This is a genomic window from Polaromonas sp. P1_F8 (assembly GCF_056405635.1).
This window is the reverse complement of the sequence record NZ_JBFUBS010000001.1, coordinates 413,333-426,025: the sequence shown is the minus strand read 5'-3', so window position 1 is coordinate 426,025 and position 12,693 is coordinate 413,333. Positions and strand designations below refer to the sequence as shown.

Here is a 12,693-nt window from a genome sequence, read left to right as displayed (position 1 = left end):
CCAAGCGGCTCTCCTGGTACATCAGGGAAACTGACGTTCACGCTGCACGCTGGTGCTTCGTCATCCACGCGGCCATGGTGTCCAGCAATTCCTCGCGCACCTGCGCATCGGTGCGGCCTGAACGCACCAGCACGTGAAAGGCGTGGTCGGCGCCATCCACGATGTGCAGGCTTGCCTTTTTACCGAGGCTTGCCGTGGTTTGCGTGATCAGGTCCAGATCAGCGAGGCCATCGCGCGTGCCTTGCAGAAAAAGCATCGGCAGCTTCACGCCGTCCAGGTGCGCGGCGCGTTCGGTGGAGGGCTTGCCGGATGAGTGCAATGGAAAGCCCACCAGCACAAGGCCCTTCAGTCCGGGCAATGGCTCAGCCGCCTGCGCCTGCGTGCTCATGCGCCCACCGTAGGATTTGCCACCGGCAAACAGCGGCACGTCAGGCATTTGCCGTGCCGCTTCAGCAACCGCCGCCCGGATCGCAGCATGCGCAACGGCGGGGGAGTCCGGGCGTTTGGAGCCTTGCTCCATGAACGGGAAATTGAAGCGCAAGCAGGCAATGCCGCGTTCCGCGAGACCTTGGGCAATCGCCTCCATGAAGGTGTGGTTCATGCCCGCGCCCGCGCCGTGGGCGAACACATAACACGCCTTGGCGCTGGCAGGTTTTTGCAGCAGGCCGGAGATGGTACCGCCCGAAGGGAGCGGAACGGTCAGTGAAACGGGGCGTGTGGGCATCAATAGAAGGGGCGAGCTGGGTTGATATGCCCATTACAGCATCCCCAGTGCTCAGGCCGAACGCTTCGGCGCAGGCTCGGCGAGCCCGGGCGGCAGGCGGTTGAGCAGCCACCGGATCGCCAGCGGAACCAGCACCAGATCATCGGCAATTCCGATGACCGGCAAGAAGTCGGGGATGAAATCGATGGGAGAGAACAGGTAGAGTGCAATTGCTGCGGTACCCCACTTCAGCCAAGCTGGTGCCTCGGGGTGGCGCAACGCTGTCCACAGCCGCCGAGCATCGCCGCGTATCAAAACCCAAAGCAGGGTCAGACGTTTGAACATGAAAGCTCCTTGGGTGCAGATGCAGGCCCGGCGGGCCTGCTGAGCTTCAAATGGAGGTGCTTGCCCGGGCTACAAGGGCACTAACGGGCCGTTACGTTTGCGCGCCAGGAGGGGAGCCGGGTCTTCCGTCAATGCGCCAGATTGGCAACCAGCTTGTCTGCCGCCTCAACGGCCTCAGCACGCGTAGGCCAGGTCCGGTCGCTGTCGTGCAGGGGCGGCAGCGATTCGACGTGTACGACATCGATGTACCAGGGACCGTCAGGCAGGTGGCACAGCCTGGCCATGTAATGCCGGCCGTTGGCGACGCCGGGGACGTATTCCTCGATCGGCTCCGGTTCGTCTTCGGGTGCTTCGTCCAGTGCGTCTTCTGGTGTGTCTGTTTGCATCGGGTTTCTCTCCAAATCCCGATTATCCGCAACCAATCCTTGTCCTTCCCCGGGGAGGGCACTGGGTACAGCTCAGTCCTTGAGCTCCACCCCTAGCGCCGCGAGCTTTTTGGCGTACGCATCCCTGCGTTTTGCTGCCTTGTCTGCTGTCTCGACGGCCATCTGTATCGCCCTGGGGCCTTTGGCTGCAGCCGCCTTGATTAATCCGGACTTGTGCGCAGCCTCTGCCTCCGCTCTCCTGAAAGTGGCAATAAGTTCGGCATGGGCTACGGGTGAATTCACAAGGTCCCTTTTTGGCAGATCGTCATTTTTTGGGTCTTTTTTTGCTCGTGCAGCGGTCGGGCATGTTTTCCCGTTAACGCGAAATGCCATCGCAGAGCTTGTCGGTCGCTGGTGCATCCGCGTTGACCTTGCATGTGATCTTGTTTTCATAAAAACGGTAGTTTTTGTCTTGTCCGTTTTGAGACGCCGGTGCGACAAAGCTTCCCGGATCAGCGATATCCATGCGTTCGTCGTTGTAATACACACCGTTCTTGTCTTTGGTGTACGGAGGCTGCAAAACGGTGAACGTGGCCAGATCTCGGTCGATCTTTTTATACATCTTGAAAACTGAGCGGTCGTCAGAGGTGTATTCAGAAAAAGGAGGGTAGCGTCGTACGGTGGCTGGATCCAGTCCCACGATTTCTCTGCCCTCCAGATAAACGGCCCGCCTGTCTTTCCACAGAGATTCTTTGATTTGCTCGATAGTGGCGGGGTCCGCTTCCGGAATGGCCACGAATCTGTAGTAAACACGGTTCTTGTCGCGCGCCATGGAGACCGATGGGTTCAATCCTTCAAAGGATTTGACATCGACATCTAAAAGCTGTCCGCGGTAATACACGTTTGTGCTGGTCCGGACGGTATCGTATGTTTTGGGCACGAACTCAAAGCCTTCACCAGCCAGAACCGTGTCTTTGTAGAAGTAGCGCTGACCGTCTGTCGCATACGCCACGTAAGCCGCAGATTGAGAGTCTCCAAGAATGCGAAAGTCCGCGATGCGGGTTGTAATGCGCCGATCGAGCCCGTACACCGCGGTGCTGTCTTTCGCGAAATACCTGTTGATGAATTCGAAGGTGTTCGGATCAGCGCTGGCTATCGGCTTTCCCCTGTGGTAAACGCGGCCCTTGTCGCGTACATAGTCAGTCACCCCTCCGCCGCACGGCACCGTTCCCTTGAATGGATCAACAACCGACTTCATGCTGTGCGGATCGACCTCTGTGGGGATTATTTGCTCGCCGCGACCATCTCCCGAACTAAAGATGAAGACTACTTTTCCGTCTTTCATTTGATAGTCAGATCGATCAGCAGGGCAACTCAGCGCATGTGCGCTTGAGGTCCATGCCGAAAAGGTCAGTAGTGCTACCAGTATGTGGCAGTTCATTTAAGAAAGTCCACAGAGCTAGGGCGCTCGGTGAGTCCTAACTGAGTCACCTGCTTCGATGTCTCGGCCAGCACTTTTCCTTTTCTCCACACCTTCAAGCGATTCGCGCGCAATCGGATCGCCTCGACCGGGTCCCGGGCCTGCAACAACACAAAGCTTGCGTCACACCCCACCTCCAGCCCATAACCTTTGAGGTGCATCACCTTCGCAGCATTGACCGTCACCGCATCAAAGCACTGGCGTATGCCTTTCTGGCTCGTCATCTGCGCCACGTGCAGGCCCATGTGAGCGACTTCCAGCATGTCGCCGCTGCCCATGCCGTACCAGGGGTCCATCACGCAGTCGTGGCCGAAGGCGACATTGACGCCTGCGGCCATCAGTTCGGGCACGCGGGTCATGCCGCGGCGTTTGGGGTAGGTGTCGTGGCGGCCTTGCAAGGTGATGTTGATGAGGGGGTTGGCGATGACGCTGACGCCGCTTTCGGCGATCAGGGGCAGCAGCTTGCTGACATAGTAGTTGTCCATGCTGTGCATGGAGGTGCAGTGGCTGCCGTTGACGCGGCCCTGCAGGCCCAGGCGCTGGGCCTCGTAAGCCAGGGTTTCGATGTGGCGTGAAAGCGGGTCGTCGGATTCATCGCAGTGCATGTCGACCAGCAGGCCGCGTTCGGCCGCAATTTCGCAGAGCAGCTTCACGCCGGCGGCGCCGTCGGCCATGGTGCGCTCAAAGTGCGGGATGCCGCCGACCACGTCCACCCCTTTGTCGAGTGCGCGCTCCAGGTTGTTGATGCCGCCTTTGGTTCGCAACACGCCGTCTTGCGGGAAGGCGACCAGTTGCAGGTCAATGTACGGCGCGACCTGCTTCTTGACTTCGAGCAATGCGTCTACCGCCAGCAGGCTCGGGTCGCTGGTGTCGACATGGCTGCGAATGGCCAGCAGGCCTTTGGCGACGGCCCAGTCGCAGTAGGTGAGGGCACGTTCGATAAGCGCTTCGGCTGTGAGCAGGGGCTTCAGTTCGCCCCACAGTGCGATGCCTTCGAGCAGCGTGCCGCTTTCGTTGACACGTGGCAGGCCGTAGCTCAGCGTGGCGTCCATGTGGAAGTGCGGGTCGACGAAGGGCGGGCTGAGCAGGTAGCCCTCGGCGTCTACCGTCTCGCGGGCTTGCGCGCCAGTGATGGGGCCTTCGCTGACCTCGGTGATCTTCCCGTTTTGCACGGCAATGGAGATGTTGTTGCGGCCATCGGGCAGGCTGGCGTGGGTGATGAGGAGGTCGAGCATGGCAGTGAAGATGTATTGGGTTTCAGTGTGCGCGTTGCGCGCGGTAGCGGTACTGGCCATTGGCCGGACCGACCTCGATAGTGACGCGGCGCAACTTGTCGTCATGGCCTGAGGCGGCGCGCGCCGTGAGCGTGATGCCGCGCGGCGTTGTGCGGCATGTTAGGCCGCTGAGCATGATCTCCGAGTGGTCGTTGTTCAGTTCGGCGATCCCCACGGTGTGCCCGGCATGCAGGCTGCCGTTGGCGTCGCGTGTCATCCACTGGATGTAGAGGAATGATTGTGCGTACTGGTCGGCGTGCACGACGCGGTAGGTGCCCTGGTGGTCCTTGCCCCATGTGCCGCACATCTGCACCCAGCTTACAGCGTCGGGGGTCTTGAAGCTGTCGTAGCTGTAGTCACTGCCCAGCGCCTGCGCGTTGGCGCAGCCCAGTACCAGCAAGGCGGCCAGCAGCGTGCCGCGTGGGGCAAGGGGTGTCGTCGTCATCAGCGCTCGCCTTTTCGATAAGGTTTCATCAACGCCTGAGGATACGCCGCCTTGCGCGCCACCAGCACCAGCGCCAGGATGGAGAGGGCGTAGGGCAGCATCAGGTACACCTGATAGGGCACATTCACGATGCCCGAGGTTTGCAGGCGCAGCTGCAGTGCGTCGAAGAAAGCGAACAGCAGCGCGCCCAGCAGCGCCTTGCCGGGCCGCCACGAGGCAAACACCACCAGTGCCACGCACACCCAGCCGCGGCCATTGACCATGTTGAAGAAAAAGGCGTTAAACGCCGACAGCGTGAGGAAGGAGCCCGCCACGCCCATGAGCGCCGAGCCGGCCACGATGGCGGCGGTGCGGGTGGCCGCGACGGAGACGCCCTGGCCTTCGGCGGCCTGGGGGTTCTCGCCGACCATGCGGATGGCCAGGCCGGCCGGTGTGCGGTAGAGCAGCCAGGTGATCAGCGGCACCAGCAGTAGCGCCAGCAGCGTGAGTGGGGTTTGCGCGGCCAGCACGTTGAGCCCGCCGCCGGGAAAGCCGTCGAGCCAATGCATGGGGACGAAGGGTGTGATGGTGGGTGGCGTGTCGACTTTGGGAAAGCTGACGCGGTAGCCGTAGTAGCTGAGCGAGGTGGCCAGCAGGGTGATGCCAAGCCCGGATACGTGCTGCGACAGTGCCAGGCCGACCGTCAGAAAAGCGTGCAGCAGGCCAAACACCGCACCTGTAAGTGCCGCCACACCCACGCCTGCCCACAGCGGCGCGCCGCCGTACACGGCCAGCCAGCCGCTGAAGGCGCCAGCGACCATGATGCCCTCGATACCCAGGTTGAGCACGCCGGCACGTTCACACAGCAACACGCCCAGAGTGCCCAGGATGAGCGGCGTGGCGATGCGCAGCACGGCGATCCAGAAGGGCGCCGCGGCAAGGATGTCGAGCATTTCAGCCATACAGGAAGCCTTTTCCCACCGGTATGCAGACTGTCGACGCTATCAATTTAATAGCTGCTTGCGCCCGTCTTAATTGGCTTGTGGCTATTATTTTCTTAAGAATTTCGCGCACAGCCTCAGTCTGTGCAGCCGCATGGGTTGGCAGGGCGCGGGTGCTGAAGAATTTCATGCGGCCCGGCCTTTTTCTTTGACTACCAGCCGGTATTGCGTCATCAACGTGGCCACCAGCACGGAAATCAGCGAAGCCGCCACGATGACGTCGGCGATATAGGTCGGCACGCCCACGGCCCGGCTCATGGTGTCGGCGCCGACCAGCACGCCCGCCACAAACACGGCTGCCGCCAGAACGCCCAGGGGGCTCAGTGCGGCCAGCATGGCGATCACGATGCCGGTGTAGCCGTAGCCGGGTGACATGTCGAGCGTGACATAGCTGGTGCGGCCGGCTACCTCGATGGCGCCGGCCAGCCCGGCCAGAGCGCCCGAGAGAAGCGCAACCAGCACGACCGTGCGGGTGACGGGTACGCCGGCGAACGCCGCGGCTTTGGCGTTGGCGCCCACGGCGCGTATGTCAAAGCCCAGCACGGTGTATTTCAGCAAGGCCCACAGCGCCACAGCCAGCGCGGCGGCCCACAGCAGGCCGGTGTGGATGCGTGTCTGCGCGACGAGCCTGGAAAGCTCCAGATCACCCTGCAGCGCCACGCTTTGCGGCCAGCCCATGGCAGTCGGGTCTTTCATGGGGCCGTCGAGCATGACCGACACAAACAGCAGCATGATGAAATTAAGCAGCAGGGTGGTGACGACTTCATCGACCCCCAGCCGGGCCTTCAACAGGGCCGGGCCCAGCAACAGCAGCGCGCCGGCAACGGCGGCGGCCAGCATCATCAGCCCGAACAGCAGCCAGGTGGGGAGCTCAAAACCGGTACCCCCATGCATGCCGCCCACAGCCACGGCGGCCAGCGCGCCGGCATAAAGCTGGCCTTCGGCGCCAATGTTGAAAAGCCGCGCCTTGAAGGCCACCGTGGCGGCCAGGCCGGTCAGGATGAGGGGCACTGCACGGGTGAAGGTTTCGCTGAGGGCAAAGACGGAACCAAAGCCGCCCTTGAACAGCAGCACATAGGTTTGGCCCAGCGGCGCGCCGGCCCATAGCACCAGCAGTGCGCTGATCAGCAAGGTGAAGACGATGGCGCCTATGGGCGCGAGCACCAGGGCCAGCTTTGAGGTTTGTGTTCTTTTCTCCAGCCTCATAACTGGTTGGCCCCCACGCTTTTCACTTCGTGTAATGCGCTGCCCCCCGAGGGGGCCCTCGCTCCTTGGGGCGGCCCGGCGGCGCTCGAGTCACCCCCATTGGCTCCAGCCATGGCCAGCCCAATGGCCTCGCGTGTCCAGGCTTCGGCGGGCAGAGCCTCCGTCAGCTGGCCCGCGTGCATCACCGCCACGCGGTCGCCGAGCGCCATCACTTCGTCCAGGTCGTCAGAAATGACCAGCACGGCCGCGCCGGCGTCTCGCGCGGCGATCAGTTGCTGCTGCACATAGGCAACGGCGCCGATGTCCAGGCCCCAGGTGGGCTGGTGGGCGATGATCAGTTTGGCCGGCTGGGGTGCGGTTTCGGAAGAGGGGAAACATTTTTCCGACGGACCGCCCCTAGGAAAAATAGCCCCCTCGGGGGGCAGCGCAGTACGCGAAGTGAAAAGTGTGGGGGCCACGAGCGCCCGCCCGAGGATGAGCTTTTGCATATTGCCGCCCGACAGCGAGCGCGCCGCGGTGTCCGGTCCGCCGCCGCGCACGTCAAACTCGCGCATGATGCGGGCCGCATGGGCCTGCGCGGCCTTGCGCTTGACCCACAGCACTTTGGAAAACGCCGGGCTGCGCAAGCGCTCTGACACCGCGTTTTCCCAGACGCTGAGGTCGCCAACCACGCCGACGCCGTGCCGGTCTTCGGGGATGCGAGCCACGCCCTGGGTGACCAGCCAGGCTGGCGAGGTCTTCATGGGTTGGCCCAGAAATGTCACGGAGCCCTGGCTGGCGGCGCGGGTGCCGCACAACAAGTCGGCCAGGGCGAGCTGGCCGTTGCCTGAGACGCCCGCAATGGCGACGATTTCACCGGCCTTGAGCTGAAGCGAAACGCCATCCAGGCGGTCTTGCCCCGCATCGGCCGTGCTGACGCCTTCCAGCGTGCAGACCGGCAGGCCGGTTGACGGCGCGGGGCGGCGTTGTGTGGTGGTGACGGCGTGGCCGACCATCCATTGCGCCAACTGCGCCTGGCTGGTGCCGGCGGCAGGTGCTTCGGCCACCAGCTTGCCACCGCGCAGCACAGCCACCCGGTTCGACACGCGCAGCACCTCGCCGAGCTTGTGGCTGATGAAAATGATGGACAGGCCTTGCGCCACCATCTGGCCCAGCGTATCGAAAAGCGCCTCGCTTTCCTGCGGCGTCAGCACGGCGGTGGGTTCGTCCAGGATCAGGATGCGTGCACCGCGGTACAGCGCTTTCAGGATCTCGACACGCTGGCGTTCACCGACCGAGAGGCTGCCCACCTTGGCATCGGGCGCCACGGGCAGGCCAAAGCGCCGGGCCACGTCCAGCAGCCTGGCACGGGCTGCTCTGCGGCGTGAAAACAGTTGCCACAGCGGCTCGCTGCCCAGCATCACGTTGTCGAGCACACTGAGGTTGTCGGCCAGCGTGAAATGCTGGTGCACCATGCCGACACCCGCCGCCAGCGCGGCCTTGGGGTTACCCGGTGGCAGCGACTGGCCAAAGATTTCGATGTGGCCTTCGTCGGCTGTGTAGTGGCCAAAGAGGATGGACACCAGCGTGGACTTGCCGGCGCCGTTTTCACCGAGCAGCGCGAGGATTTCACCGCCGCGCAGCTCGAGCGAAATCGCGTCGTTGGCAACCAGCGGGCCGAAGCGTTTGGTGATGCCGCTGAGGCGAAGAACGGGGGCCGTCATGACGAGGCAGACCCCAGCGTGCGGCAGAACGACTGAATGGCCAACGCGGCGGGAGCTGGTGAGACTTGCAAAAGGCAATGCGGGCCTTCTATTTTTACGATCTCCATGGACGGAAGGTCTTGCTTCAGGGATTGCGCGGCAGATGCAGGAACCACCCGATCCTGCGTTGCTTGCAGATACATCACCGGCACGTGGAGCTGTTTGAGTTTATCCCTCACATTCACATGAAGAACCGCTTGAGTTCGCTTGGCCATCGCTTGCGGTGAAAGCTGCCGCAGTGCCTGTTCAAGAGAGTTTCTCAACTGGGTAGATGCAAATCTACCGAGCAAAAAGGGGCTGACAAGGCGGGTCAGAAGATGCGGAGGGATTTTCCGGGACACCCAGTTGTCCGCAAGATGGGAGACAAAGGAAAAGGCAGGGCGGGGATTTTGCGCAAAAGTACAGCTCAGGATCACTCCACGCAAGCCGGCAGGCCGGGTAGCTGCAATGGAAATGGCCAAAGGCCCGGAAAAAGATTCACCCAGTAATACGAATGGCGCTACGGTCATGCGCGCCAGGATGAACGTGTGCAAGTCGTCATAGCCCAGCGCGTCATGTCCAGGGTAGCGCACGACTTCAACTTGCATGGATGGCGCCAGTGCGTTGACCAGCGGTGCGAGCAAATCTCCTGTGCCATCCATTCCGGGTAGCAAGACGAGCCGTAGAACAGGGAGGAGGGGCGCGGTCATCCGAAAGAAGTAGGGTTTAGCAATGTGGCTTTCAGATCAACACGGGCCGCAGCACCGGCGGTTGCGCGTTTTCAGCCGAGGGATTCCCAGTGGTCATGCCGGTCGCGCCGCTCCTGGCGGTAGTTGGTGATCTCCAGACGAAGGCCGTCGGGGTCGGTGAAAAAAGTAGCCCAGTAGTCGGGTGCGTATTCGCTGTGGTTGTGCGGCTCGCTGGCGTTGATGCCTGAGGCCTGCAGCAGCCGTGCGCATTCGGCCACGTCTTCGATGGTGTCTACGCGCAGGCAGAAATGGTGAAGGCCGGGCGAGTATGAGTCGTGCCCGGCTTGCGAGCGGGCAGGCCGCAGTACATAACCGAAGTGGCGGTTGTAGTACTGGATGTGCGGGTCACCGCCGATCGTGAAGGTGTTTTTGCGGCAGCTGAGTGCCTTGAGCATGAGCTTGTCGTAGAACGCTTCCGATTCCGCCATGTTGCTCACGGCAATGTAGATGTGGTCAATGCCGGCGAGCTCGGGCATGCTATTTCCAGGCGGCCAGGAACGCCAGCAACACCTTCGCCGAGTTGTCGGCAGCGATGTTCATGAAGGTCACCATTTCGTTGGCCGCTTCACCGCCGCCGGCCAGGTCGCTGAGCGACCGGAAGGCGATGTAAGGCACGCTGTTGCTGTAGGCCACCATGCCCACGGCGGCGGTTTCCATGTCGAGTACGTTGGCCTGAAAGGTCTTGAAGGCGTATTCGCGGAAAGCGGCGTTGTCGACAAAGGCCTGGCCCGACACGCCGTTGCCGCCCACCATCAATTGCGGTTTGTGCGTGAGGCATACCCCTGCGTTGCAGGCACCTAGTTCGATGTTGCCCATGCCCCTGGCAACCTCGAGCATCCCGGAGTCGACTTCAAACCAGAACTTGCGTACAGGCGCCGGGTTGGCGGCGGTGCGTGTTTCGACCGGGCGCGGGTGCAGCATGCCGAAGGGCGCCAGGGTCTGCGCCTCCATGCGCGGCGGGATGGTGAAGCGGCCCGGCGAAGTTTCGCGTGCCATCAGCACTTCCAGGTATTGGCTCCACTGGGTGGGGACGCTGACATCGCCGATGTGCAGGGACGGGTTGACGCCGCCGGCGATGCCGCTGAAGACGATGTGGGTGATGTTGAAGCGGTCCAGCACCAGCTGCGTGTTCATGGACGCATTGACCATGCTGATGCCGGAAAGGAACAGTACGACCGGCTTGCCCTGCAGGGTGCCAGTGGTGAAGTCAACGCCGTTGATGCGGTGCCTGGCGGGGCCTTGCAAGCGGTTGAGCAACAGGGTCAGTTCGGGCTGAAAAGCCGACATCACCGCGATCCGGGGTGTGGCGTCGAGCCGGACGGGAACGCCGGCAACTGTGCCTGGCGGATTGGGCGGGGCAGGCGCCGGGCCGGCGCACCCCCAAAGGCCAAATGACAGGAGAGCCAGGAAGGCCAGCGGCGCCGCGGCCCGCCAGGCAACGGGCTGGCTGAAAAGAAAACGCCGCAGGCAAAACAGGGAATGCATACGGCGTTTTCAGGTGGGGCGGTGAAACGCCGGCTTATTTGGCGGTGGACTTGGGCTGGCCGTCGTCGACCTTGACGGTGAACTTGCCGGCCAGGATATCGGCTTCTTTGGCCTTGACCTTGGCGACGATGTCGGCGGGCACCTTTTTCTCGAAGGTGCCCAGCGGGGCGAGTTCGGAGCCCTTGTACTTCATCATGGAATAGGGGCCGTAGTCCTCGGCCTTGAACTTGCCTTCCTTGACGGCCTTGATGGCGCGGTCGATGCTGGGCTCCATGTTCCAGAGGGCTGACGCCACCACGGTGTCGGGGTATTTGTCTTGTGTGTTGATCACATTGCCGATGGCCAGCTTGCCTTTTTCCTTGGCGGCGTCGCTCACGCCAAAGCGCTCGGCGTACATCACGTCAGCGCCCTTGTCGATCATGGCGAAAGCGGCTTCCTTGGCTTTGGGCGGGTCAAACCAGCTGTTGATGAAGCTCACGCTGAACTCGACCTTGGGGTTGGTTTCTTTCGCGCCGGCCATGAAGGCATTCATCAGGCGGTTGACTTCAGGAATCGGGAAACCGCCGACCATGCCGATCTTGTTGCTCTTGGTCACGCCGCCGGCGATCATGCCGGAGAGGTAGGCGGGCTCCTGGATGTAGTTGTCGAACACCGAGAAGTTGGGCGCTTGCACCTTGCCCGACGAGCCCATGAGGAAAGATACTTTCGGGAAGTCCTTGGCGACCTTGCGGGCCGCGGCTTCCACTGCAAAAGCTTCGCCGACGATGAGCGCGTTGCCGGCCGTGGCGTATTCGCGCATGACACGTTCGTAGTCGGCATTGGAGACGTTTTCAGTGGCCTTGTATTCGATCTCCCCGCGCGCTTCGGCGGCTTTGAGCGCCTTGTGCAGGCGGCTGACCCATTGCTGCTCAAACGGCACGGTGTAGATGGCCGCAACCTTGGGCTTGGCTGCCTGGGCAAGGGCAAAGCCGGGCAGGGCGGCTGCGAGGGCGGTGGCCAATAGAACGAGCTGGCGGCGCTTGAAGGTCTGAGGCATGGGACTCTCCGGGTTGGTGGGTTCAGATTCAGGAAAAACAGTGGCAAGAAATCAAGAGGCTTCCGCTTTTTCCAGCCGGCGCCGCGGAACCGGCTTTGCCGGGCCGCAGGCGCAGTCCCCTGCAAGGGGAGAAGGCGCTACACGCAGTGAGCGTCCGACAGGGGTGTGCATTACTTCGTTCCGAAAATGCGGTCGCCCGCGTCGCCCAGGCCCGGCAGGATGTAGCCATGGCTGTTGAGTTCGCGGTCAATGGCGGCGGTGTAGATGGGCACGTCCGGGTGGGCGGTCTGCAGGGCCTTGATGCCTTCGGGGCAGGTCAGCAGGCAGACGAACTTGATGGACTTGGGGTTGAGCTCCTTGAGCCGCTCGACCGCCGCGATGGCCGAGTTGCCGGTGGCGAGCATTGGGTCGACCACGACAATGTCGCGCTCTTCCATGTCGTGCGGCATCTTGAAGTAGTACTCGACCGCCGTCAGGGTTTTCGGGTCGCGGTACAGGCCGACGTGGCCGACGCGGGCGCCGGGCACCACGCTGAGCATGCCTTCAAGAATGCCGTTGCCGGCGCGCAGGATAGAGACAAACACCAGCTTCTTGCCGTCGATGACTTTGGAGGTGGTGATTTCGAGCGGGGTCTCGATCTCGATGTCCTGCATCGGCATGTCACGCGTGACCTCGTAGGCCATCAGCATGCTGAGCTCGTTGAGCAGGGTGCGGAAGGTGTTGGTGGAGGCGTCCTTACGGCGCATCAGGGTGAGCTTGTGCTGTACCAGCGGGTGGTCGATCAGGTGGACTTTGTTGCTCTGGATGGTCATTTTCTTGTGTGCCTCTGTGTTCTGTCTTTGTTTTGTTCGGTTGTTATTTTTATTCTGCTTTTACCTGTGCCTGTGCCCGTCGGGTCCGCGCA

General features: G+C 62.2%; 15 protein-coding genes. All 15 read right to left on the bottom strand.

Going from position 1 to position 12,693, the window contains the following annotated elements:
• Positions 1 to 37: 37 nt before the first annotated feature.
• Complete coding sequence (locus tag AC1D1J_RS02045; protein ID WP_477693752.1) at positions 38 to 724, bottom strand: alpha/beta hydrolase family protein; 687 nt, start codon at positions 722 to 724, stop codon at positions 38 to 40.
• A gap of 51 nt (positions 725 to 775) precedes the next feature.
• A complete protein-coding gene (locus tag AC1D1J_RS02040) occupies positions 776 to 1,048 on the bottom strand; it encodes a YkvA family protein (RefSeq protein WP_477685798.1) in 273 nt (90 codons plus the stop codon).
• Between the two features lie 128 nt (positions 1,049 to 1,176).
• The gene (locus tag AC1D1J_RS02035; protein ID WP_477685799.1) at positions 1,177 to 1,434 is read right to left on the bottom strand and encodes a hypothetical protein; all 258 of its coding nucleotides are present in this window, start codon (positions 1,432 to 1,434) and stop codon (positions 1,177 to 1,179) included.
• Between the two features lie 72 nt (positions 1,435 to 1,506).
• Positions 1,507 to 1,716: a hypothetical protein gene (locus AC1D1J_RS02030; RefSeq protein WP_477685800.1), complete on the bottom strand. Its 210-nt coding sequence runs from the start codon at positions 1,714 to 1,716 to the stop codon at positions 1,507 to 1,509.
• 73 nt (positions 1,717 to 1,789) lie between these two features.
• Positions 1,790 to 2,758: a DKNYY domain-containing protein gene (locus AC1D1J_RS02025; protein ID WP_477685801.1), complete on the bottom strand. Its 969-nt coding sequence runs from the start codon at positions 2,756 to 2,758 to the stop codon at positions 1,790 to 1,792.
• A gap of 92 nt (positions 2,759 to 2,850) precedes the next feature.
• On the bottom strand, positions 2,851 to 4,128 hold the full coding sequence (locus AC1D1J_RS02020; protein ID WP_477685802.1) for an amidohydrolase family protein: 1,278 nt from the start codon (positions 4,126 to 4,128) through the stop codon (positions 2,851 to 2,853).
• 22 nt (positions 4,129 to 4,150) lie between these two features.
• Entirely contained in the window at positions 4,151 to 4,612 is a 462-nt protein-coding gene (locus tag AC1D1J_RS02015; protein ID WP_477685803.1) for a hypothetical protein, read from the bottom strand.
• Complete coding sequence (locus AC1D1J_RS02010; RefSeq protein WP_477685804.1) at positions 4,612 to 5,553, bottom strand: ABC transporter permease; 942 nt, start codon at positions 5,551 to 5,553, stop codon at positions 4,612 to 4,614. Before AC1D1J_RS02010 ends, AC1D1J_RS02015 begins: the two co-directional genes overlap by 1 nt.
• A gap of 165 nt (positions 5,554 to 5,718) precedes the next feature.
• A complete protein-coding gene (locus tag AC1D1J_RS02005; protein WP_477693751.1) occupies positions 5,719 to 6,798 on the bottom strand; it encodes an ABC transporter permease in 1,080 nt (359 codons plus the stop codon).
• Positions 6,795 to 8,501, bottom strand: a complete 1,707-nt coding sequence (locus AC1D1J_RS02000) for an ABC transporter ATP-binding protein (protein ID WP_477693750.1) — start codon at positions 8,499 to 8,501, stop codon at positions 6,795 to 6,797. Before AC1D1J_RS02000 ends, AC1D1J_RS02005 begins: the two co-directional genes overlap by 4 nt.
• Complete coding sequence (locus AC1D1J_RS01995) at positions 8,498 to 9,127, bottom strand: alpha/beta fold hydrolase (RefSeq protein WP_477693749.1); 630 nt, start codon at positions 9,125 to 9,127, stop codon at positions 8,498 to 8,500. The genes AC1D1J_RS02000 and AC1D1J_RS01995 overlap by 4 nt, the downstream gene beginning before the upstream one ends.
• 173 nt (positions 9,128 to 9,300) lie before the next feature.
• Entirely contained in the window at positions 9,301 to 9,744 is a 444-nt protein-coding gene (locus AC1D1J_RS01990; RefSeq protein ID WP_477693748.1) for a VOC family protein, read from the bottom strand.
• A 1-nt stretch (position 9,745) separates the two neighbouring features.
• Positions 9,746 to 10,753, bottom strand: coding sequence for a 5'-methylthioadenosine/S-adenosylhomocysteine nucleosidase (locus AC1D1J_RS01985; RefSeq protein ID WP_477693747.1), 1,008 nt, complete (start codon positions 10,751 to 10,753; stop codon positions 9,746 to 9,748).
• A gap of 34 nt (positions 10,754 to 10,787) precedes the next feature.
• Positions 10,788 to 11,789: a BMP family protein gene (locus tag AC1D1J_RS01980; protein ID WP_477685810.1), complete on the bottom strand. Its 1,002-nt coding sequence runs from the start codon at positions 11,787 to 11,789 to the stop codon at positions 10,788 to 10,790.
• A 170-nt stretch (positions 11,790 to 11,959) separates the two neighbouring features.
• A complete protein-coding gene (upp, locus tag AC1D1J_RS01975) occupies positions 11,960 to 12,601 on the bottom strand; it encodes a uracil phosphoribosyltransferase (RefSeq protein ID WP_457280809.1) in 642 nt (213 codons plus the stop codon).
• Positions 12,602 to 12,693: the final 92 nt, after the last annotated feature.